The following is a 22,312-nucleotide window of genomic DNA, read 5'->3' on the forward strand; positions in this document are numbered from 1 at the left end:
AGAGAGAGGAGAAGGAGAGGAGAGTTCTAGAAGAGAGAGGAGAAGGAGAGGAGAGGGAGGGGTCAGCCCTTGACGCTGCCGGCGAGGAGGCCGTTCACGATGTGCCGCTGCATGGCGACGAAGAAGATCACCATCGGGATCAGGGCGAGGACGGAGAGGGCGAGGAACGCCGGCCAGTCGACCGAGAACTCGCCGACCGCCTTGTACACCTGCAGCACCAGCGTCTGGTTCTGCGGGGAGCTGAGGAAGACGACCGGGGTGAGGAAGTCGTTCCACACCCACATCGTCTGGAACACGCCGACCGTGATCAGGATCGGGCGGATGAGGGGGAGCGCAATGCGCCAGTAGATCTGGAACGGGCTCGCGCCGTCGAGCTTGGCGGCCTCGATCATCTCGCCCGGAATGGTGCGCATGTAGCCGACGATCAGGAAGTAGCAGAAGACCGATCCCGCGGTGTACATCAGGATCAGCCCCCACAGCGAGTCGACGAGGCCGAGCTGTGCGAAGAGCCGGTAGAGCGGGATCAGCGTCACCTGCCCGGGCACGAGGAAGGCGATCACGAAGACGATCGTGACGAACCGCGATCGGCGCAGGATCACCGAGAAGGCGGCCAGCGAGCCGATCAGCAGCATCAGCACGATCGAGACGGCGGTGATCAGCAGCGTGTTGCCGAAGGCCTGCACGATCGGCACGCTCTCGAGCACGCGGGTGTAGGTGTCGAGCCGCCAGACCGTCGGCAGCGCGAGCGGCGCGGCGGCCGTCTCGGCCTGCGTCTTGAAGGTGTTGACGACGATGTAGTAGAACGGCAGGCCGACGATCAGCGCCAGCGGCAGCATGATCGCGCTGGTGAGCAGGGCGCCCGGCCGCAGGACCTCCGAGCGCCGGGCGGCGGTGCGGGCGGGGGCAGGAGTGCTCGCCGGATCGGGGGCGGTCGCGGGCGCGGGAGCGGCGACGGTGCGGCTCATGACGTCCTCCGTTCGAGTCGGTTCGAGAGCAGGAGCTGCACGGCGACGATCGCGCCGACGAGCAGCATGAAGACGACCGCGAGGGCGGAGGCGCGCCCGAACTGGGCCTGCGAGATGCCGTTCTGGATGATCGTCTGCGTGATCGTGTTCGTCGAGAATCCGGGTCCGCCGCTGGTCAGCGTGAACGGCAGCTCGTAGACCTTGAGGCCGCTGGTCATCAGCAGCAGGCAGCTGATCGTCAGCGCCGGGGTGAGCAGCGGAACGGTGATGTGCCGGAACTTCTGCAGCGCGCTCGCCCCGTCCACCGTCGCGACCTCGTAGAGATCGGCCGGGATGGACTGCAGGTAGGCGAGGTAGAGGATCGCGTGCCAGCCGGCGGTCGACCACACCCCCACGACGATCACCGAGAGCTGGGCGAGGGCGGAGTCGGACAGCCACGGCACGGGTCCGATGCCGAGGGTGCTCCGCAGCAGCGAGTTCAGGGCGCCGGAGCCGAGCGGCGAGAGGATGAACCCCCAGACGAGGCCGAGGATCGCGACGCTCGGGATCGACGGGAAGAAGAAGACCGAGCGGACGAAGTTCCGGCCGAGGAAGGCCCGGTTGAGCACGACCGCGGCCGGGATCGCGATCACCGTGACGAGGACCGTCGTGCCGAGCGTGAAGAGGATCGTGAAGCCGAGGCCGGCGATCATCGACGGGTCGGTGAAGATCGCCGCGTAGTTGTCGAGGCCGACGAAGGACACCTCGGTGCTGTAGCCGCCGAAGTCGGTGAAGCTCCAGTAGAGCGACTGCACCAGCGGATACGCGAACAGCACCGCGAACACGATGAGCAGCGGGATCGCGAAGGCGCGGACCTGGAGGACCTCCCGGAACGCCGCGACGGGAGTGCGCGCCGGCGGGGTCACCGCGGGCGGCGGCGCGGGCGTGCGCCGCGGCGGCTCCAGCACCGTGGTCATGGCAGGAGCCCGTCCACCAGATCGATCGGCGCACCCGTCTCGGCCGAGCGGTAGGCCCCGTCGATCAGGGACACCGTCTTGAGGTTGTCGCGGCCGGAGTTGGGCGCCTCGACCCCGGTCTCGACGGCGTCGAGGAGGCCGGCCAGCGCGCCGTAGGCGGTGAGCGGCTTCGCCTCGCCCGTCGACAGCGGGTTCTCGATCCGCTCCGTGCCGCCGGGGCCGGCGAGGACGATGCCGCCGCCGGTGATGTGCAGGGTGCCCTCGTCGCCCAGGACGATGGTGTCCCACTGGGTGATCCAGCTCGAGAAGCTGTCGGTGTAGGTGACGGTGACGTCGCCGAAGCGGATCTGCAGGTTCGCGTCGGTCTCGCCGACGGCGGGCACGGACGGCGACGAGAACGTGGTGGCGGTGAGCCAGGTGGCGTCCTGATCGATCAGCCGGCGGAAGCCGTCGAGCCAGTGCACGCCCATCACCATCAGTGCGTGGTGGGGCTGATCGTTGCGCCAGCCCTCGTCGACGCGGTGCATCAGCTCGCGGTGGTTGATCACGCGGACCCGCCCGACCCGGCCCGCCTGGATCAGCTCGCGGGCGAGCTCGAAGCCGTAGTGCTCGCGGAAGTTCTGGTCGACCGCCAGCTGCACTCCCGCCTCGTCGGTGATGCGGACCAGCTCGCGCGCCTCGTCGATCCCGTCGGCGAAGGGCTTCTCGACCAGGAGGTGCTTGCCGGCCGCGGCGAGCTCGCGGACGGTCTCGAGCCGGACGTGGCTGGGGGTGCAGACCACGGCGACGTCGAACTCGACGGCCGCGAGGGCCTCCGCGATGCTGGCGAAGGCGCTCGGCACGCCGTAGGTCGAGACGGCCCACTCGCGCCGCTCGGGCGAGGGGTCGATCACGGCGACCACGTCGATCCGCTCGGGCCGCAGGCGGAAGCCGTCGAAGTGCATCTCGCTCACACCGCCGGCGCCCACCACCGCGATGCGGTGCCGTCTCGTCGGCTCCGCGCTGTCGGTCTGCTCAGCGCTGTCGGTTCGTCCTGCGCTGTCGGTCTGTCCTGCGCTGTCATTCATCCGGACCTCCTCGTCGGACGACGAGGTCAGGGTGTTCGACCTCGGCGTCGGGGCGGCACGGTCGCCGCTTCGAGTTCAGCCTGGAGGGCCGATCCGATCGAGGAGAGAGCCAATACGGGCACGTTGGCCCACGGGACGCCCTCAGTCGGGAAGCGTGTTCCAGGTCGCGGCCAGGATCTCGATCCCGGCCCGTGTGAGCGCCGGATCGTTGGCGTAGGAGATCCGGACGTGGTCGTCGAGGCGGTCGTCGACGCTGAAGGTCGGACCTGGCAGGATCCGCACTCCCGCCCGCTCCGCCCGCTGAGCGAGGGCCGTCGCGCGAGGCTCGGGGAGTTCGATCCAGAGCGAGCCGCCGCCCTGCGGGATCTGCGGCGACCAGCTCGGCAGGTGCTCCGCCACCGCGTCGAGCACCAGGCGCCGGTGCTCCGACAGCAGGAGCAGCCGCTCGTCGCGAGCGCGCTCGATCCGCCCGAGCAGCCGCGCGGCCACGATCTGCGCGAGGACCGAGGTGCCCAGATCCTCCCCGCCCTTCACTGCGGCGAGCTCGGCCACGAGGTCCGGCCGGGCGCGCAGCCAGCCGACGCGCAGCCCGCCCCAGAACGACTTGCTCACCGAGCCGACGGTCATGATCGACTCCCCGCCCGCGGCGAGCGGGATGGGGCGGCGCTCGCCGTCGATGACCGTGTCGGCGAGCGTCGCGTCGTCGATGACCGGGACGCCGTGCCGCGCCGAGAGGGTGGCCAGGCGGCTCCGGCGGAAGTGGTCGAGCACCGACCCCGTCGGATTCTGCGCCGTGGACTGCACGACGATCAGCACCGGCTTGAGGGCGATGGTCAGCTTCGCGAGCTCGTCGACGTCGATGCCGTCCGGCCCGGAGGTCACGCCGACCAGGCGCGCGCCCAGTGCCTTGAGTGACTCGATGGCCCCGCGGAAGGTCGGCTCCTCGACGAGCACGGTGGCGCCCGGGGCGACGAACACCGCGGCAGCGAGCCGGAGGGCCTGCTGCGCCCCGGAGGTGATCAGGATGTGCTCCGGCGTCGTCGGCAGTCCGAGGTCGGTGTAGTACCCGGCGACCGCCAGCCGGAGCTCGGCGAGACCCGCCGGGATGTAGCCGTGGCCGGCCACGAGATCGCGGGTGCGCGAGCTGTCGATCGCATTGAACTCGTCCGCGACCATCGGCAGGCCGGGCAGCGCCGCGCTCCGCAGATCGATGCGGTCGACGGCCGCGGCCTCACCGACGAAGGAGCGGAGGCGGTCGCCGCCACGACTGGTCTGCGGGTGCCGTGACGCGCTGACGTACGTCCCGTCGCCCCGTCGGCTCGAGAGCAGGCCCTCGGCGCGGAGGTCGTCGAGTGCCTTGGTCACCGTGTTGCGGCTCACGCCGAGCGCCGCGCCGAGGATCCGCTCGGACGGCAGCCGCGATCCCGACGGCAGCGCCCCGCTGCGGATGAGCGTGCGCAGCGCCGCGGCGAGTTCCTCATGCAGCGCGCTCTCACCCTGCTGCCACTCGCCGAGCAGCCGGAGGAGCCGGTTCGCGCCGACCGCGACCAATCGGAAGGCATTGGCACTCGCTGCCTGATACGTCATCGGCACATCATGGGAGCAATCCCCGGCCGGGTCAATCGACCGATGGCGACGGGGCCGGAGGAGGAAGGACCTCGCGATGCCGCACACCGTCGTGTTGCTCGGAACGCTCGACACCAAGGGCGAGGAGTACGCGTTCCTCCGAGACCGCCTGAGATCGGCGGGCGTCGACTCGATCGTGATCGACGCCGGAGTGCTCGGCGCACCGGGACTCGCGCCGGACATCGACCGCGACACGGTGGCCCGCGCCGGCGGCTCGAGCGCTGCGGCGCTCGCCGCCGCGGGGGACCGGGGCGCCGCGATGGCCGTCATGGCGGCCGGAGCGACGGCCGTCGTCCGCGACCTCGTCGCGCAGGGCTCCGTGCAGGGCGCGCTCGCGCTCGGCGGGACGGGCGGCACCTCGCTGGCCGCGACCGCGTTCGGTGCGCTGCCGCTGGGCTTCCCGAAGCTGATCGTCTCGACGGCCGCGTCGGGAGCGACCGAGCAGTACGTCGGGAGCAGCGACCTGATCCTCGCGCCCTCGGTCGTCGACATCGCCGGGCTGAACCGGATCTCGCTGCGCATCCTCGCCAACGCCGCGGCGGCGATGGCCGGGATGGTCACCGCTGAGCCCGTTCCCGACGACGGCGTGCGCCCGATGATCGCCGCCAGCATGTTCGGCGTGACGACCCCGTGCGTGACCCGGGCGCGCGAGCGGCTCGAGGAGCTCGGCTACGAGGTGCTCGTCTTCCACATGACCGGCTCGGGCGGGCGGGCGATGGAGTCGCTGATCCGGCAGGGCTTCTTCGCCGGGGTGCTCGACCTGACGACGACCGAGCTGGCAGACGAGCTCGTCGGCGGAGTGTTCTCGGCGGGGCCCGACCGCCTGCGCGCCGCGGCCGCCGTCGGCGTGCCGCAGGTGGTCTCCGTCGGCGCGCTCGACATGGTGAACTTCGGCGCCGTCGACACGGTCCCGGAGCGCTTCCACGAGCGTCGGCTGCACGTGCACAACTCGAGCGTCACGCTGATGCGGACGACCGCCGCGGAGTGCGCCGAGCTGGGCGCGCGCCTGGCCGCGCGGGTCGCGGAGTCCTCCGGGCCCACCACCGTGCTGCTCCCGCTCGGCGGAGTCTCGGCGATCGCCGTTCCCGGCGGTCCCTTCTCCGACGGCGAGGCCGACGACGCGCTCTTCGGAGCGGTCCGAGCCGGACTCGCCGGCTCCCCGGTCGAGCTCGTGGAGCTCGACACCGACATCAACGATCCGGCCTTCGCCGAGGCGGCCGTCGCCCGGCTGCACGCGGCGATCACCGCACCCCGCACACCGACCCTCCAGGGAGCGCACTCATGACCTTCGTCGCCCGCACCGACATCCTCGACCGTCTCCGCACCAAGGTCGCCCTCGGCGAGCCGATCGTCGGGGCCGGCGCCGGCACCGGCCTCTCGGCGAAGTGCGAGGAGGACGGCGGGGCCGATCTGATCATCATCTACAACTCCGGCCGCTTCCGGATGGCGGGCCGCGGCTCGCTCAGCGGCCTGCTCGCCTACGGCAACGCGAACGACATCGTCGTCGACATGGGGCGCGAGATCCTCGGCGTGCCGCAGCGCACGCCCGTGCTCGCCGGGGTGAACGGCACGGATCCGTTCCTCGACGTGCCGCGCTTCCTCCGGCAGCTGAAGGACCAGGGATTCTCGGGCATCCAGAACTTCCCGACCGTAGGACTGATCGACGGCAACTTCCGCGCCAACCTCGAGGAGACGGGGATGGGCTACGACAAGGAGGTCGAGCTCATCCGCGCCGCGCGGGCCGAGGACCTGCTGACCACGCCGTACGTCTTCTCCGAGGAGGACGCGGTCGCGATGACCGAGGCGGGCGCCGACGTCGTCGTGGTGCACCTGGGTCTGACCACCGGCGGCTCGATCGGCGCCGAGACCGCACGGACCCTGGACGACGGCGTCCAGCTGGCCACGGCCTGGGCGGCCGCGGCCCGCCGCGTCCGCAGCGACGTGATCGTGCTCGTGCACGGCGGCCCGGTCGCCGAGCCGGAGGACGCGCAGTACGTGCTCAGCAACGCGGTCGGCCTCGACGGCTTCTACGGCGCCTCCTCCATGGAGCGGCTGCCGACCGAGCGCGCCCTGACGGAGCAGGTGCGGCGCTTCACGTCGCTGACGCTCCCGGCGCCGGCACCGGCACCGGCACGCTGAGGACTCCGGCGCCTGGCGCCTCGAGGTCCGGCTGTCACGGCATGATCGCGTCGATGTACCCGCCGTCCACCGGACCGCGGTCCCGTAGTGGGCTGAGGCCGGCGGGGATACCGGAGGCGCCGCCGTGTTCACGATCGGCGTCGGATTCCTCGCCTGCGTCAGCGCTCGAGCTGGATGGATCCAGCCCGGGCGATGTGGTCGAGAGCTTGCTGTGCCAGCCGTTCGGTGCCGAGTCTCCGCGTCACTGTCCATCGATCGAGTCAGGTGGAGAAGCCGGGAGCCGTGAGGCGCAGGATCTCCTGGATGTCGACGAGGATCAGCTCCGGCGACTTGCGCACCTGGAGACCCGGGGCGCCGAGTCCCGGCATGGGCAGACCGAAGACCACCGGTTCGCAGTGACTGATCCGATTACGAGCCCAATTCATGCGCTGGGCCAGACGCGCGACATCCTTGCGCGGTTTCGAGAGGCCGTGCTTCAGGGCAGGTTCCCAGAGGTCGCGAACGTAGTGCGCACGCGTTCCGTCGAGCTTCTCGTCACCCTTCCCGAGGAGGTTCACCCAGGTTCCCAGCATGACCTGAGCGATGATCTTCCCGCCCGGAGCGCCGACACCGACCGTCGCCTCGGCCTCGCCGAACGCCGCGTCGACCTTCTTGTCCAGGAGCCCTCGCTGCGTCTGGAACCATCTCTCGCCGTACACAGCCGTCAGCGAGCGATGAAGGGCCTCGCGAAGCGCTACCTCAGCGAAGCGCACCGCGGCGTGGAGGTGCGCGGCGAGTTCCGCGTCGAGCAGGTAGAGCGCTACCGCGTCCCGGTCACCGGTCGTGGCGGCGCGGAACCTGCGCAGACGCTGCCTCGCGAGGCTCTCGATCAGAGCCCTCTGCTCTCCTTCACTGAGTTGTGGGATCACATCCACAATGATATGGTCGGGGTCATATCCCCCCGGCACCGGCCGCGGTCGGGTTTCGGAAACCGCCGTAGATCGCCTCGATCACGGCGGTTTCATCTTTAACGGTGGCGCGTGGTGTCGGTCCTGCGAGTCGTGATCCGGCGCAGTGCACCTCCTGCGCCGGCGCGCGCGGTCCTCCTGCCGTCCGCGCCGGCGCCTCGAGGTCCGGCTCTCACGGCACGATCGCGTCGATGTACCCGCCGTCCACCCGCACCGCGGCGCCCGTCGTCGCCGAGGCGAGCGGCGACGACAGGTAGACGACCATGTTGGCGATCTCCTCCGGCTCGATCAGGCGCTGGAGCAGCGACTGCGGGCGGTGCAGCCGCATGAACTCGCGCTGCGCCTCCTCCCAGGGGAGGGAGTGGTCGACGAGCTCGTAGACGAAGTCCTCGACGCCGCCGGTGTGAGTCGGCCCGGCGAGCACGCTGTTGACGGTGACGCCGGTGCCGGCGGCGGCCTTCGCGAAGCCGCGGGAGACGCCGAGCAGCGCGGTCTTCGAGACGCCGTAGTGGATCATCTCGGCCGGCGTGACGACGGCGGAGTCGCTGCCGATGTAGAGGACGCGGCCCCAGCCCGCCTCCGTCATCCCGGGCAGGTAGGCGCGGGTGAGGCGGACGCCGGTGAGCACGTTGACCTCGAAGTAGCGGCGCCACTCGTCGTCGGTGATGTCGAGCGGCTCGGTGCTGCCGAAGATGCCGAGGTTGTTGACCAGCACGTCCACGCGCGGCACGGACTCGAGCAGCTTCGCCGTCCCGGCCTCGCTCGAGACGTCGGCGGCCACACCGCGCACAGAGGCGTCGGGCACCGCCGCGCGCACGTCCTTGATCGCGCGCCGCACCGAGCGCTCCGACCGTGCGTTGACGACCACCTCGGCGCCGGCGCGCGCCAGCCCGACGGCGATCGCCAGTCCGATGCCCTGCCCCGACCCCGTCACCAGGGCCGTCCGTCCGCTCAGGTCCAGCTCGATCATTGCCGCTCCGCTCCGTCCGCCGCCTGCGGACTCCTCGGAGGAGGGTGCCACACGCCTCCGACACCCGCCCCAGGAAACCGCTCCCACCGCCCCCGCACGCTGGTCGAGCAGCTCCGGAGGGGCGTGTCGAGCGGGGGAAGGCGCTTCGCGTCTCGGTGGCGGGAGAAAGGACGCGGCTGCGCCGCATCATGTTGGTCGAGTAGCCCCGCAGGGGCGTATCGAGACCCGCCGTCATCAGCAGGGCGGGTCTGCAGACTCGCGTTCTGACGGTGGTGGATCTCGATGCGCCCGCTGCGCGGCCTGCTCGATCAGCATGGAGTGCACCCCCCCCGAGGCGTCCTGCAACGGTCGAGGCGTCCAGCAGCACCGGGACGCCTCGACCGTCCGAGGACGTCTCGCCGCCCTCATGCTGGTCGAGTAGCCCCGCAGGGGCGTCTCGAGACCCGTCACCCCGAGTGGTGCCGGCCGATCGGCAGCACCAGCGGCGTCCCGGACACCGGGTCCGCGATCACGCGCGACTCCATGCCGAAGACCGCGCGCACAGTGTCTGCGGTCACCACCTCGGCCGGCGTCCCCGACGCGTACAGCGCGCCGGCCCGCACCGCGAAGAGGTGGTCGGCGTACCGCGCCGCGAGGTTCAGGTCGTGCAGCACGATCACGATCGTCGTGCCGCGCTCGCGGTTGAGGTCGGTCAGCAGGTCGAGCACCTCGATCTGGTGCGACACGTCGAGGTAGGTCGTCGGCTCGTCGAGCAGCAGCACGTCCGTCCGCTGGGCGAGCGCCAGCGCGATCCACACCCGCTGCCGCTGCCCGCCGGACAGCTCGTCGACCGGCCGGTCCGCGATCTCCAGCGTCCCTGTCGCGCGCAGGGCGTCCTCCACGATCGCGTCGTCGTCCGCGGAGGCGCCCCGCCCGAACCAGCCGCGGTGCGGGTACCGCCCGCGCGCCACCAGATCCGCCACGGCGATCCCCTCGGGCGCGATCGGCGTCTGCGGCAGCAGCCCCACCCGCTGCGCGACCTGCCGCGTCGGGAGCCGGTGGATCGCCTCGCCGTCCAGCAGCACGGCCCCGGCGCTCGGCGTGATCAGCCGCGCCATCGCGCGCAGCAGCGTCGACTTGCCGCAGGCGTTCGCCCCGACGATCACGCTGATCGCCCCGGTCGGCACGGTCAGCGACAGCCCGTCGACGACCACGCGCTCGTCGTAGGCGAGCGTCACGCCGTCGACGGACAGCGTGGAGTGACCGGCGGCCACGGGGGAGGTCGGGGCGGTCACAGGGATCCTCCGGTGCGGTTGCGGCGGGCGAGGAGCCAGAGCAGGAACGGCGCGCCGAGCGCACCCGTCACCACTCCGACGGGGAAGCGGGCGCCCGAGAAGGCGAGCCCGGCGACGTGCTGCGCGACCAGGTCCGCCGCGAGCACGACGACGATCCCGACCAGCGCGGACGGGATCAGCGGCACGCGCGCGTCCGGCACGAGCCGCCGCGCGATCGGCCCGGAGACGAAGGCGACGAACGCGATCGGACCGGTGGCCGCAGTCGCGACGGCGACGAGGCACACGGCCACCGCGAGGAGCCCCAGCCGGCTGCGCCGCACGTCCACGCCCAGCGCCGTCGCCGACTCGTCGCCGAGCTGCAGCATCGAGAGCCGTCCGGCCAGCAGCAGCGCGACGGGCACGAGCACCAGCATCGACAGCGCGAGCGCCGGCACCCCCGCCCACGACGCGGAGTTGAGGCTCCCGGTCAGCCAGCGCAGCGACTCCTGCACGTCCTCGAACTGCGCGCGCGTCTGCACGTAGGCGATGACGCTCTGCAGCATCGCCGCGATCCCGATGCCGATCAGGATCAGTCGGGCGCCGATCACTCCGCTGCCGTCGGCGAGCCAGGCGATCAGCAGCGCCGTGACGAGGGCCGCCGCGACCGCGATCACCGAGACCGCGCCGCCGGACAGCCCGAAGAACGCGATCGCGACGACGGCCGCCGCGCTCGCACCCGAGGTGATGCCGATGATGTCGGGGCTGGCGAGTGCGTTCCGCAGCATCGTCTGGAAGATCACGCCGCCCATCCCGAAGCCGAGGCCGACCAGCACGGCGGTGAGCGTGCGCGGCAGCCGCAGCGTGCCGACGGTGAAGGAGGCGCCGGGCACCGTCTCGCCGAGCATCACCCGCAGCACCTCGAGCGGCGAGTAGACGGTGCTGCCGACGGTGAGCGACACGACGGCGAGCGCGAGGGCGACCAGCGCGAGCACCCCGCAGCCCAGCGCGGTGCGGCGGGCTCGGCGGCGACGACCCGCGGCGACGCCGAGCGGCGGAGCACCCGCCGGAGAACGGAGTGACGGGGCGGCGCTCACAGGGCCCGCACCTTCGAGCGGCGCACGATCGCGATCAGCACCGGAGCCCCGATCAGCGCGGTGACGATGCCGACCTCCACGTCGCTCGGTCGCGCGACGACCCGCCCGATCACGTCGGCGACCAGCAGCAGCAGCGCGCCGAGCAGTGCGGAGGAGGGGAGCAGCCACGCGTGCGACGGACCGGTGAACCGCCGCGCGAGATGCGGCACGGTGAGCCCGATGAAGCCGATCGGCCCCGCGATGGCGGTCGCCGCCCCGCAGAGCAGCACCGCGGCGAGCCCGGCCACGAGGCGCGTCCGGCCGACACGGCGGCCGAGCCCCTTGGCGAGGTCGTCGCCGAGCGCGAGGGCGTCGAGCCCGCGGGCACTGCCGATCGCGAGCGCGCCGCCGAGCGCGAGGAACGGCAGGACCTGGACGATGCTCGTGAACTCGGCGCCGCCGACCCCGCCGACCTGCCAGAACCGGAAGCGGTTGAGCGTCGCGTCCTGGGTGAGCAGCACCGCGCTGATCAGCGAGGCGAGGGCCGCGGCGGTCGCGGCGCCGGCGAGCGCGAGCTTGAGGGGAGTGGCGCCCTCGCGACCGAGCGAGGCGACCGCGTAGACGAAGGCCCCGGCCGCCGCCGCACCGAGGAAGGCGAGCCAGATGAACTGGGGGAGCGTCGTCGCACCGACCGTCGAGATCCCGAGCACGACCGCGAGGGACGCGCCCGCGTTCAGCCCCAGGATCCCCGGATCGGCGAGCGGATTGCGGGTCATCCCCTGCATCACCGCGCCGGCGAGCCCGAGCGCGGCGCCGACGAGCAGCGCGAGGACCGTGCGCGGGACGCGCCCCTGCACCGCCGCGTCGACGATCGAGTCCGGGTCGGGTGCGGTGAGCGCCGACCAGATCTCGCCGAGCGGGATCTCGCGCGAGCCGTAGACCAGCGAGAGCACCGATGCGACGACCAGCGCGGCGAGCACGGCGATCAGCGCCGGGACGCGCCAGCGCGCACCGGCGCCCCGGAGGCGAGTGTCGTCGCGTCCGGGGCGCCGGTGGGGAGCCGTGGCCTCGGCGGTCACGACACCTTGTCGGCGGCGGTCGCGAGGCCGGTCGTGTACTCGTCGAGCACCCACGGGATGCTCAGCAGGTTCGGCGACGAGGTCGCCATCGCCTCGGAGGAGTCGTCGGTGAGGACGTAGACCGAGCCGCGGGCGACCGCGGGGATCTTGGAGAGCAGTGGGTCCGCCTGCAGCGCCGCGAGGGTGGTGTCGTCGCCGTAGACGATGAGGACGTCGGCGTCGAGCTGGTCGGCGTTCTCGGAGCTGACGGTGCCGCTGAACAGCTCGGAGTCGCCGGTGAGCGAGACGACGCTCGGGGCGAGCTCGAGGCCGAGGTCCTCGACGAACTTCACGCGCGCGTCGTTGCCGGTGTAGTAGGTGAAGGTGCTGGCGTCGGTCGGGTCGTACCAGCCGTAGGTGAAGGTCTTGCCGGCCAGCGAGGGCTTCGCGGCGACGGCGGCGTCGATCTCGCCCTCGACCTCGGCGACCTTCGCCTCGGCCTCGTCGCCCAGTCCGAGCGCCTCGCCGTCGAGCTTCGCGGAGTCCTGCCAGGTGGTCGCCCAGGGCAGTCCCGGGTAGGCGACGGTCGGGGCGATCTGGCTGAGGGTGTCGTAGTCCTGCTGCGTGAGGCCGGAGTAGGCGGAGAGGATCACGTCGGGGGTGAGGTCGGAGATCGCCTCGAACGGCACGCCGTCGGTCTCGTCGAAGAGGGTCGGCGTCTCGGCGCCGCTCGCGTCGAGCGCCTCCTTGGTCCAGGCGAGCAGGCCGTCGCCGTCCTCGTCGCCGTAGGAGGCCTTCGCGAAACCGACCGGGGTCACGCCGAGGGCGAGCGCCACGTCCTGGTTGGTCCAGCTGGTCGCGACCACGCGGTCCGCCGACTCGACGGTCGTCTCGCCGAACGCGTGCTCGACGGTGACGGGGAAGCCCGCGCCGGTCGCGGCGGCGTCGGTGCCGCCGTCGGTGCCGGCGGCGTCGGCCCCCGCGGAGCAGCCGGTCAGCAGCAGGGCGGAGAGGCCGAGCGCGGCGACGGCGGAGACGCGCAGGGGCGTGCGGCGGAGGGGGGTGCGGGAGACAGGCACGGCGATCCTTCGGAGGGGGTGACGGGGTTGCGAAGGTTAACCTAACCTAACTTCCTGGCCCGCTGCCAGTTCCAAGGCTGGTCGTCCGCCGGCCTGGCTCCGCTGGGCCTGCGGTGGCTCCGTCCGGCGTTCGGCACGCGGAACCGCGTCCGGCACGCGGGATCGGCGGATTCCGGCGAGCCAAGGGTGTTTCTGCGAGCCGGAGGTCGTCGCGCCGGAGGTTCGGCTCGGGACACAGCCCCGGGCACGCGAAATCCGCGGATTCCGACGAGCCGAGGGTGCTTCTGCGAGCCGGACGTCGTGAGGCCGAGGTTCGGCTCGTGAAACCGGCCTGGGCACGCGGAATCCGCGGATTCCGGCAAGCCGAAGGTGCTTCTGCGAGCCGGACGTCGTGGGGCCGAGGTTCGGCTCGTGAAACCGCCCCGGGCACGCGGAATCGACGGATTCCGGCGAGCCGAATATGTTCCTGCGAGCCGGAGGTCAGGAGGTGTCAGGTTCGGCTCGTGGAACAGGGTTCGGCTCGCCGCATCGCGAACATCCAGCGAGCCGGAGGCGTTCTCACGAGCCGGAGGTGCGGTCCAGCCGCTCCGGGGCGGGAGCGGCCGCCTCCGGAGCCCCCTCCGGTGCCTGCGCGTCCGCCTCCGCCGCGTCCCCGCCCGCCCGCCGAGGCCGCAGCTCGCTCACCAGCGTCCCCGCGACGATCAGCGCCGCCCCCGCCAGCGCGAGCGCCGGCAGCCGGTCGCCGGCGAGCCGTCCGATCACCCCGCCCCAGACCGGCTCGGCGGAGTAGATGATCGTCGCGCGGGTCGGCGAGACGGAGCGCTGGGCCCAGTTCATCGTCAGCTGGATGAGGCAGCTGCTCGCCCCGAGGGCGAGGGCGGCGATCAGCCAGACCCAGGAGAACGCCGGGATCGCCTCTCCCGCGAAGGGCATGCCGGCGAAGGAGAGCAGCCCGGCGACCAGGAGCTGCACGACCGTCACGCGCCCGAGGTCGACCCGGCCGGCGAACGCGCTGATCAGGATGATCTCGGCCGCGATCGGGAGGGTGCTGATCAGCGTCGCCAGCTCGCCCGGGCCCAGCCCCACTCCCGTCTGCGGCCCCGCGATCAGCAGGAGCCCGACGAACGCCAGGCCGACGCCGACCAGTGTGAAGACGCCGGGCCGCTTCCGCAGCACGACCCACTGCAGCAGCGGCACCAGCGGCACGTACAGCGCGGTGAGGAAGGCGGAGGTGCTGCTCGGGATCGTCTGCAGTCCGTAGGTCTGCAGCCCGTAGCCGAGGACGATCATCACCCCGATCGCGGCCCCCGCGCCGAGGTCGGTCCGCCGCATCCCGCGCAGCGACCGGTGGAAGACCACCGCGCTGATGAGTCCCGCCGCCAGGAACCGCACCCCGACGAAGAAGAGCGGACCGCTGTGCTGCATCGCCACGTGCACCGCCAGGAAGGTGCCGCCCCAGAGCGCCGTGATGCCGATCAGCGCCCACTCGGGTCGCGAGAACCGGACGGCGGAGAGAAGGCGGGTGCGCAGCATTCTGCACACTATAGAGTGCAGAACGATGCGCACGCCAGAGCCCTCCGCCGTCCTCGCTCACGTCGGCAGCAACCTCCGCCGGGCGCGGCTGGAGGCCGGGCTGAGTCAGGCGGCGCTCGCCGAGCTCTCCGGCATCAGCCGGCGCACGATCGTCAACGTCGAGGCGGGCGAGGCGAACATCAGCCTCACCGGCGTCGACCGCCTCGCGAGCGCGCTCGGCTCCAGCTTCACCGCCCTCGTCTCCGCTCCCGGCTCCGTTCCCACGGCGATCGACGAGGTGGCCTGGCGCGGCGAGGACGCGGGGAGCGTCGCCGTGCTGCTCGCCTCCGTCCCGGCCCGCGCCGAGGCGCAGCTCTGGACCTGGACCCTCGGCCCCGGCGACCGCTACCAGGCGCAGCCCGACCCCGACGGCTGGCACGAGATCCTCCTCGTCACCGCGGGTGTGCTCCTGCTCGAGCGCGAGGGCGAGCCGGACCTCCGGCTCGCGACTGCGCAGCACGTCGCCTTCTCGACCGCCCGCCGCTACGCCTACGTGAACGCGGCCCCCGACGAGAGCACCGTCTTCACCCGCATCGTCGTGAGCTGACTCCGCCCGGGAGTGCTCCACGCGCCCGGCGATCGGACGCCGGTCGCACCGTTCCGCGCCATCCCGATCGTTCTCCGACGCGGACTGCGGAGATCCGGCGCGCCACTCGCAGACTGTGGTCTCCACGGTCCGCGAGCGGTGACCCGGTGGTCCGGGTTCCCGCCACCGCGCGCGGCGAGAGAAGGGATCACGATGAGACTCTGGAAGACGACGGCGATCTGCTCGACGACGGTCTTGCTCGCAGGGCTGTCCGCCGCCCCGGCGACGGCGGCACCGGCCGAGGGCGGCGGGCCGGTCGCGGCCGCGCTGGCCCCCGCGCACGACCTCTCGGCGCTCCTGACGGGACCCGCGCGTGACCTCGAGACGCCCGGCTACCGACTCGTCCCGGTCGAGGAGCGGACCGTCGAGTACCGGGTGGTCGACCCGGCCGCGACCCCGGCCCCCAAGAGGACGCTGACCTTCACGAACCCCCCGCAGGCTCCGAGCGCCGCGTACCTCGAGGTGCGCTACCAGCAGGGCAACGGCGACTCCTTCAAGGAGGTGTCCCCGCTCCTGCGGCCCGGTGGTCCCGCGTGGCAGACCACCCTCCAGGGGGATGATCGCGAGGTCGACCTCCAGGTGAAGGACGCCTCGGGCGCGGTCCTCGCGGAGCGGAGCTACCCCGGGGAGATGCCCGCCGGCAACCCCTCCGTCGCGTGGTTCTACCAGAGCGTCTTCGACCTTCCCGGCTACACGTTCACCTGGTGACGCCCCGGTGGGGCCGCCGTTCGGCCGCGTCGCGAGGGCTCACCCCGCGGCGCGGCCGTCCCGCGACGTCTCACCCCGCGGCGCCGACCACGAGCCGTCCGGGCGGAGCGCGCCGGCGATGGTCGTGGCGATCCCGCGCAGCTCCCGGCGCTGCCGCTCGCTGAGCGGTCCGAGGACGACGTCGCGCACCAGGGCCTCGTGCCCCGGAGCCGCGCTCGCCTGCTGAGCGAGTCCCGCCGCGGTCAGTGTCGCGAGGGTCGTTCGACCGTCCTCGGGGTCGGCCCGCCGCTCGACCCAGCCGCGGTTCTCCAGTCGCGAGACCGCCCGCGACAGTCGCGACAGCGAGCTGTTCGCGAAGCCGGCGAGCGCGCTCATCCGCAGGGTCCGCTCCGGCGCGGCGGCCAGGGCGTAGAGGACGCCGTACTCGAAGTGGCTGAGGCCGGAGTCCTTCAGCAGCTGCGCGTCGAGCGCTGCGGGAAGCCACTCGAGGAGGGTCGCGAGTGCGCTCCAGGCCGCGAGGTCCTCCCCGTCGAGCGGGGTGTCATCGGGATCGGGCATCCCCCGAGCGTAGCCGGAATTCACTTGACGGAGAAAGTGATTCGGCTATGGTTTCCCAGGCAAGCATTTGGCTGCGAAGGAGAGGAACCGACTCGCATGGACCTGGAACTGAACGGCAAGCGCGCCTTCGTGAGCGGATCGACGCAGGGCATCGGCCGCGCCATCGCTCTCGCACTGCTGCGGGAGGGCGTCGAGGTCGTCGTCAACGGGCGCAGCGAGGCGGGAGTCCGCGCAGCGGTCGAGGGCCTTCGCGCGCAGGTCCCGGGCGCCGTCGTCTCGGGGATCGCCGCCGACTTCGCCGACGCGGAGTCGGTGGACCGGCTCCTGGGCCTCCTGGGCCGGGTGGACGTCCTGATCAACAACGTCGGCCTGTTCGAGGTCGCCCCTTTCGCGGCGATCGCCGACGAGCAGTGGCTGCGCTACTTCACGGTGAACGTGCTGAGCGGAGTCCGGTTGTCCCGGCACGTCCTCGACCCGATGCTCGAGTCGGGCTGGGGGCGCATCGTCTTCGTCAGCAGCGAGTCCGGCGTCGATGTGCCGGGCGACATGACGCACTACGGCGTCACCAAGGCGGGGATGCTGGCTCTCGGCAACGGCCTGGCCAAGCTGACCCGCGGCACCGGAGTCACGGTCAACACGGTCCTCGGCGGCCCGACCTGGTCCGACGGCCTCGCGAGCAGCGTCCAGAGCATCGCCGATGCGCAGGGCGTCCCGGTCGACGTCCTCCGCGCCGCGATCATCGGCGGCAACGCGACCTCGCTCGTCGAGCGCTTCCTCGAGCCGGACGAGATCGCCTCGCTCGTCACCTACCTCGCCAGCCCGCGCGCCTCCGCGACGAACGGTGCGGCGCTGCGCGCGGACGGCGGCGTGCTGACCGGCCTGCTCTAGAACTCGCGGGTTCCGGTCGGCGCGGAGCCGTGCGCGGGCGTCATCCGTCGCTGTCGCGCCGGCCTCGGCGGCGCCGCCCGGAGGCGCTCGCCGAGCCGCCTGCGGAACGGCCGGGAGTCGGCCTCGAGGTGGGGAGGGACGGCGCACTCGCGCGGGTCGTCCGTCCCCACCGTCGGCTCGCTAGAGCGAGCCGAAGAAGGCGATGAAGATCGCGACGAGGGCGTTGGGCATCATGGCTGTCTCCTTTCGTGGTGGGGGCGGAGGGAGCGGTCGCGAGGACCGGCGTCCACTGTCGCCGACGCCCCGTGGCGTCTTCAACTCCGTGGCGCTCATCGTCTCGGGCGGCGGAATCGCTGTTCTTCGCGAGGGAGCAGAGGGTCGCCTCCGCGCCATCCGAGTCAGTCCGTGACAGCGATGACGTCCCTCGCCGATCGCTCCGCCAGGATCGGACGACCCCCTCTCGTCAAGGACGAGGGGAGGCCGCCGTCCTCCCCCGACCGGTCGGGAGTCCGATCGAAAGGAACAGGATGAAGCTCGTCCGCACCACGACCATCGGCGTGATCGCCGCAGCGCTTCTCGGACTCGCGTCCGCGCCCCCGGCGACGGCGGCGGGCGACACGGGTGGGACGGCGACCGACCCGACCCTCTGCACCACGAATCACTCCGTCTACCAGGTCGACACCACCGTCAACGCCCACCTGGACGGTCAGGACGTGGTGATCGACCTGTCGGCCGGGCTCTTCCGGACGCGCACCCGGATCGTCGTCCTGGTGAACGACGAGTACATCGGCGAGACCTACTGCGGTTCCGCCTACTACGCGGACCGCTGGTCCGTGGGCGATCGGGTCTTCCTGAGGATGAAGCCCGCGAGGCCCGGCGACGCGCTGCGGGTCGCGGTGATCGGGGGCACGCCGGGCGGGTCGCTCGGCTCCCGCTACGGGCAGTACAGCCTGCTGGAGGAGCGACTGAGCGCGCCCGGATCGGAGCGCTGACGCTCGACGATCCCGGGACTCCTCCGTGGTGCTCCGGTCCGCGGTGATGGGATCCGCGGTGGTGGGATCCACGGTGGTGGGATCCACATGCCCCCGTCGTGGTCGCGGTCACCCGTGCGTATGCGGGTGGCCGCGGCCGATTCGGCGGGACTAGTCGAAGATCGAGATGAGATAGGCGATCAACGCGAAGATCATGACGACTCCTTTCCTCGGACCTGATCGGGCGCCCGGTGGTGGGTGACCGTGGTTCCACCGTGGACCTCGACCGGCCGACTCTCCACTGATCGGCGGAGACCGATGTCCTGGCGGGAATCGGTCAGTCGCCGACCGTGTCAGAGCAGGCGGGAGCGCGAGAACAGCGCGTGCAGCAGCGGCAGCGCCGACACCGCCATCAGCACCGTGCCGAACACGGTGTCGTCCGCCCGGACGACGGCGCCCGCGATGAGCAGCCCGGCGAAGAGCACCGCCGAGACGACCCGCCGGACGGTCCCCTCGAGCCGGTTGAGCCGGCGCTCGACCGTCGGAACGGTGACCGCGAGGGTCCCGTCCTCGAGGGTCGTCGCCAGCTCGTCCAGGCGTCGCGGCAGCCGGACGAGCAGTCCGAGCGTGTCGAGCGCCTGCCGGCCCACGTCCTGCGCGACGTTCCCGCGCTCCTCCCGGATCAGCTGCTGCGCGTAGGGCTCGACCGAGTCCCAGAGGTTGAAGGCCGGGTCGAGTGCGCTGCACACGCCGGAGGTCAGCGACATGGCGCGGATGATGAGCAGGAAGTTCTCGGGCAGCTGGAACGGCAGCGAGCGCACCACGTCACCGAACTGGATCGCGAAGTCGCGGAACTCGCGCGGATCGACCTCGCGCAGCTCCGCGAAGCCCATGCCGCCGAAGCGCGCGAAGAGCTGGGTCATCGCCCGCTCGAGCTCGCGGGAGTCGGCGGAGGGGAGCAGCACCCCGACGTTGCGCGCGGCGTCGACGAGCCCCTTGCCGTCGCGGGAGGCGGCGGCGATCAGCATCGCGCGCAGGCCCGCCCGCGTGGACGGGGGCACCTCGCCCATCATCCCGAAGTCGATGAAGGTCAGGCGCCAGGGCAGCTCGCCGCCGGGGGTCGGCGTGACGAAGACGTTGCCCGGGTGCGGGTCGGCGTGGAACCAGCCGTGGGTGAAGAGCTGGTCGAACATGACCGCGGCGAACACCGGGGCGACGTCGCGCGGGTCGATGCCGGCGGCGGTCAGGCCCTCCGCGTCGGTGATCTTGATGGCGGTGACGTCCTGGAGCGTCAGCACCTTGCGGGTCGAGCGCTCCCAGATCACGTCCGGGACGCCGACGCGGGGGTCACCGGCGAAGTCCGCGGCGAAGCGCACCGAGTTGGCGGCCTCGCGCAGGTAGTCGATCTCCTCGAGGCTGGTGACCGCGAACTCCTCGACGAGCGCGGGCGCGTCGACGCGATCGGAGACGAGGCGCACGTGGGTCAGCCAGCCGCCGATGCGCCGGAGCGCCGCGAGGTCGACCTCGACGATCTCGTCGATGCCGGGGCGCTGGACCTTGACGACGGCGTTCTCGTGCCCGGAGTCGGCCGCGTCCACCGGCGAGAGTCGCGCGCGGTGCGCCTGCCCGAGCGAGGCCGCGGCCACCGGAGACTCGTCGACGTCCGCGTAGGCGCGCGCGAGAGTCATGCCCAGCTCGGCCTCGGCGAGCGCGCGGATGCGCGGGAAGGGGACCGGAGGCACCTCGTCCTGGAGGCCCTCCAGCTCACGGGTGATCTCGGGCGGGAGGACGTCCAGGCGCGACGACATGAACTGCCCCACCTTGATCATCAGCCCGCCGAGGTCGACGGCCAGGACGTGGAAGCTGCGCGCGAAGCGCCGCATCCGCTGCGGGCGGGTGCGCAGCGCGATCGCCGTCAGCCCGATGCGGGGCAGCAGCAGATCGAAGAACCAGGTCACCGCGAGGTGCCAGGAGGCGAACCGCAGGATGCGGCGGTAGCGACGCCGGTCGCTGCGGGCTCGGCGGCCCGGGTCGGCAGGACCCGGGCGGACCGGCGCCACCCGGGTCAGTCCTGCGCGAGGATCGCGTACAGGCGGCGGCGCACGTCCTCGAGTTCGGAGACGGCCTGCCGGATCTGAGCCGGGGTGCCCGAGCGGCCGACCTGCGCGGCGGCCTGGGCGAGAGCGACGCCGGCCTTCGGCAGCGCGCCGAAGTCGACCTGGTCGGACTCCGACCACGGGGTGCCGGTGCCGGAGGCCGCGACCTGCGCACGACCGGAGTCGGTGAGGCTGTAGGTCTTGCGGCCGTTCGACTCGTCGGCGGCGATCAGGCCCTCGTCCGCGAGCAGCTGCAGGGTCGGGTAGACGGAGCCGGGGCTGGGCTTCCAGCTCCCGCCGCTGCGCTCCTCGATCTCGTGGATGATCTGGTAGCCGTGCATCGGCTGCTCGGCGAGGAGGGCGAGGACGGCGGCGCGGACGTCGCCGCGGCCGACCCGGGTGCCGACGCGCTTCTCGAAGCCGGCGCGAGCCTGCTCCATCGCCTGCCAGATGCCGTCGACGGGGTTGCCGGCGCCGAACGCGCCGGTCGAGGACTGGTTCTTCATGATGACCTCCGTGTGTCTTCCGAGTGTGCCGTTCCGAACGACCGTGTCGCTCCGAACGATACTCAGCGATATGTGCGGCGACTGTGAGCGACTGCTTTCTCCGCCTTGTGCCTCGGCCCTGCCGTCGGCTCGCTTCGGTGGCTGGGCGTGCGTGGCGCGCCACGGCGGACTGATCGTCGAGTCGTCTAGGTGAGTATGTCTCATCACGACCAGCTGCGGCCGTCCCTCGACGTGCCGCTCCTTCGCTGCTGGTCGCATCGAGGAAAGGGACACCCATGAGAAACACCCGCACTGTGGCGGCCTGCGTGGCCGCGACGACCCTGTTCGGCCTGCTCTCGGCGACGCCGGCGCTGGCCTCCGAGCTCGATCGGAGCGACGCCTCGATCGTCCAGGGGCAGGAGTCGCGCGGCTCGGGCCTCGGACTGCTCGGCCACTTCGCGACGGACGCGGCGGACGCGCGGCCCGACCGGGGCGACGCGGGCATGCTCGGCTCCCCGCAGCCCGGCGGACCGGACGCCCCTCTGCCCTCGCGGCCCGTGCAGGAGGTGCCGACCGAGTCGGCTCCGGCTCCGACGCCCGGCTTCGCGGCATCCCTCGAAGCGGACAGGAGGTTGATCGTCTCCCTGCCTATGGAGCGGTTCTCCTCGGGGAAGCGCTTCGTGATCTACGTCGACGGGACGTACGTCGGCGAGACCAGTGCCGACGGCCAGATCGGCGGCGTCCACCTCCTGTCGACGGAGGGTCCGGACGGAGTGGCGCGCTTCCGGATCGACGCGGGGAGGAACGGTGGCCGGGTGGAGGTCCGGCGGTACTTCGGCCGACTGGATCTCGGCCGGGACACCGAGCCCCGGGAGGAGACGGTGTTCGACCAGCAGGTCGCGGTCAGTCCCGATATCACGGCGACTCTCGTGGACGGCAAGGCCGTGGTCTCGGTGCCGGAGAAGTTCCTCGCCGCGAACCAGTTGCTCGTGGTCGGCATCACCACCGTCCGCGCCGAGATCAAGGGGGACACCGCCGTGGGGGTGGACCGGGAGTGGAAGGAGGGCACGGATCGGCTGTTCGAGATCCCCGATGTGAAGCCCGGTGAGCAGCTGGACGTCTGGGAGTTCGAGGGGGAGATCACGGACCCGCTGACAGCGGAGAACTCGAAGGGGAGGTTGTTCTCCGTGACGCTTTAGGGGACCCGAGGCGGAGCGCGAGGCGGACGAGAGCGCGGTGAGTGATCCGGGGGCTCGCGAGCAGGGCTCCGTGAGCTCGCGTGCGTACCGCGTCACAGGGGAGCGGCCGGAGGCGC

Annotated in this window: 21 protein-coding genes; 7 read left to right on the forward strand and 14 right to left on the reverse strand. The window is 72.0% G+C overall.

Translation table 11 applies throughout. The features are described 5' to 3' along the window. Positions 1–62: 62 nt before the first annotated feature. From EDF43_RS10840 to EDF43_RS10855, 4 genes are all read right to left on the reverse strand, one after another. Positions 63–965, reverse strand: coding sequence for a carbohydrate ABC transporter permease (locus EDF43_RS10840; RefSeq protein ID WP_132436797.1), 903 nt, complete (start codon positions 963–965; stop codon positions 63–65). Then, positions 962–1,921, reverse strand: coding sequence for a sugar ABC transporter permease (locus EDF43_RS10845; RefSeq protein WP_123736385.1), 960 nt, complete (start codon positions 1,919–1,921; stop codon positions 962–964). The genes EDF43_RS10840 and EDF43_RS10845 overlap by 4 nt, the downstream gene beginning before the upstream one ends. Beyond that, on the reverse strand, positions 1,918–2,988 hold the full coding sequence (locus EDF43_RS10850; protein WP_132436799.1) for a Gfo/Idh/MocA family oxidoreductase: 1,071 nt from the start codon (positions 2,986–2,988) through the stop codon (positions 1,918–1,920). Before EDF43_RS10850 ends, EDF43_RS10845 begins: the two co-directional genes overlap by 4 nt. Before the next feature lie 141 nt (positions 2,989–3,129). Then, entirely contained in the window at positions 3,130–4,575 is a 1,446-nt protein-coding gene (locus EDF43_RS10855; RefSeq protein WP_132436801.1) for a PLP-dependent aminotransferase family protein, read from the reverse strand. 76 nt (positions 4,576–4,651) lie between these two features. Here EDF43_RS10855 and EDF43_RS10860 point away from each other — a divergent pair, with 76 nt between their 5' ends. Beyond that, complete coding sequence (locus tag EDF43_RS10860; protein ID WP_123736382.1) at positions 4,652–5,899, forward strand: Tm-1-like ATP-binding domain-containing protein; 1,248 nt, start codon at positions 4,652–4,654, stop codon at positions 5,897–5,899. After that, on the forward strand, positions 5,896–6,753 hold the full coding sequence (locus tag EDF43_RS10865) for a phosphoenolpyruvate hydrolase family protein (RefSeq protein WP_123736381.1): 858 nt from the start codon (positions 5,896–5,898) through the stop codon (positions 6,751–6,753). The genes EDF43_RS10860 and EDF43_RS10865 overlap by 4 nt, the downstream gene beginning before the upstream one ends. Positions 6,754–7,013: 260 nt before the next feature. On the opposite strand, the gene EDF43_RS10870 is transcribed toward EDF43_RS10865, so the two are convergent. The 7 genes from EDF43_RS10870 to EDF43_RS10900 all read right to left on the reverse strand — a co-directional run bounded on the left by EDF43_RS10870 (position 7,014) and on the right by EDF43_RS10900 (position 14,666). Then, positions 7,014–7,667, reverse strand: coding sequence for a CAAX protease (locus EDF43_RS10870; protein WP_132436803.1), 654 nt, complete (start codon positions 7,665–7,667; stop codon positions 7,014–7,016). Positions 7,668–7,872: 205 nt separating this feature from the next. Further along, a complete protein-coding gene (locus tag EDF43_RS10875; protein ID WP_132436986.1) occupies positions 7,873–8,667 on the reverse strand; it encodes an SDR family oxidoreductase in 795 nt (264 codons plus the stop codon). Between the two features lie 449 nt (positions 8,668–9,116). Then, positions 9,117–9,944: an ABC transporter ATP-binding protein gene (locus EDF43_RS10880; protein ID WP_243582109.1), complete on the reverse strand. Its 828-nt coding sequence runs from the start codon at positions 9,942–9,944 to the stop codon at positions 9,117–9,119. After that, on the reverse strand, positions 9,941–11,017 hold the full coding sequence (locus EDF43_RS10885) for an iron chelate uptake ABC transporter family permease subunit (protein WP_207901689.1): 1,077 nt from the start codon (positions 11,015–11,017) through the stop codon (positions 9,941–9,943). Before EDF43_RS10885 ends, EDF43_RS10880 begins: the two co-directional genes overlap by 4 nt. Continuing rightward, positions 11,014–12,075 carry an iron ABC transporter permease gene (locus EDF43_RS10890; RefSeq protein WP_132436805.1) on the reverse strand — a complete coding sequence of 354 codons (1,062 nt, stop codon included), beginning with the start codon at positions 12,073–12,075 and terminating at the stop codon, positions 11,014–11,016. Before EDF43_RS10890 ends, EDF43_RS10885 begins: the two co-directional genes overlap by 4 nt. Beyond that, positions 12,072–13,133 carry an iron-siderophore ABC transporter substrate-binding protein gene (locus tag EDF43_RS10895; protein ID WP_123736377.1) on the reverse strand — a complete coding sequence of 354 codons (1,062 nt, stop codon included), beginning with the start codon at positions 13,131–13,133 and terminating at the stop codon, positions 12,072–12,074. The genes EDF43_RS10890 and EDF43_RS10895 overlap by 4 nt, the downstream gene beginning before the upstream one ends. Positions 13,134–13,691: 558 nt before the next feature. Beyond that, positions 13,692–14,666, reverse strand: a complete 975-nt coding sequence (locus EDF43_RS10900) for a DMT family transporter (protein WP_132436807.1) — start codon at positions 14,664–14,666, stop codon at positions 13,692–13,694. A gap of 25 nt (positions 14,667–14,691) precedes the next feature. On the opposite strand from EDF43_RS10900, the gene EDF43_RS10905 reads away from it, so the two are divergent. Beyond that, positions 14,692–15,252, forward strand: a complete 561-nt coding sequence (locus EDF43_RS10905; protein WP_132436809.1) for a helix-turn-helix transcriptional regulator — start codon at positions 14,692–14,694, stop codon at positions 15,250–15,252. A 192-nt stretch (positions 15,253–15,444) separates the two neighbouring features. Beyond that, entirely contained in the window at positions 15,445–15,999 is a 555-nt protein-coding gene (locus EDF43_RS10910; protein WP_132436811.1) for a hypothetical protein, read from the forward strand. Positions 16,000–16,038: 39 nt separating this feature from the next. On the opposite strand, the gene EDF43_RS10915 is transcribed toward EDF43_RS10910, so the two are convergent. Beyond that, the gene (locus EDF43_RS10915; protein ID WP_132436813.1) at positions 16,039–16,557 is read right to left on the reverse strand and encodes a MarR family winged helix-turn-helix transcriptional regulator; all 519 of its coding nucleotides are present in this window, start codon (positions 16,555–16,557) and stop codon (positions 16,039–16,041) included. 96 nt (positions 16,558–16,653) lie between these two features. On the opposite strand from EDF43_RS10915, the gene EDF43_RS10920 reads away from it, so the two are divergent. Then, positions 16,654–17,445, forward strand: coding sequence for an SDR family NAD(P)-dependent oxidoreductase (locus EDF43_RS10920; protein WP_132436815.1), 792 nt, complete (start codon positions 16,654–16,656; stop codon positions 17,443–17,445). A gap of 527 nt (positions 17,446–17,972) precedes the next feature. Continuing rightward, positions 17,973–18,437, forward strand: a complete 465-nt coding sequence (locus tag EDF43_RS10925; RefSeq protein WP_123736371.1) for a hypothetical protein — start codon at positions 17,973–17,975, stop codon at positions 18,435–18,437. 332 nt (positions 18,438–18,769) lie between these two features. On the opposite strand, the gene EDF43_RS10930 is transcribed toward EDF43_RS10925, so the two are convergent. Together EDF43_RS10930 and EDF43_RS10935 are read right to left on the reverse strand one after the other, a co-directional pair. Then, positions 18,770–20,476: an AarF/UbiB family protein gene (locus EDF43_RS10930; RefSeq protein ID WP_132436817.1), complete on the reverse strand. Its 1,707-nt coding sequence runs from the start codon at positions 20,474–20,476 to the stop codon at positions 18,770–18,772. 5 nt (positions 20,477–20,481) lie between these two features. Further along, a complete protein-coding gene (locus tag EDF43_RS10935; RefSeq protein WP_123446929.1) occupies positions 20,482–21,018 on the reverse strand; it encodes a PadR family transcriptional regulator in 537 nt (178 codons plus the stop codon). A gap of 275 nt (positions 21,019–21,293) precedes the next feature. On the opposite strand from EDF43_RS10935, the gene EDF43_RS10940 reads away from it, so the two are divergent. Next, positions 21,294–22,196, forward strand: coding sequence for a hypothetical protein (locus EDF43_RS10940; protein ID WP_132436819.1), 903 nt, complete (start codon positions 21,294–21,296; stop codon positions 22,194–22,196). Positions 22,197–22,312: the final 116 nt, after the last annotated feature.

It is taken from the genome of Rathayibacter sp. PhB179 (assembly GCF_004345345.1).
Taxonomy (GTDB): domain Bacteria; phylum Actinomycetota; class Actinomycetes; order Actinomycetales; family Microbacteriaceae; genus Rathayibacter; species Rathayibacter festucae.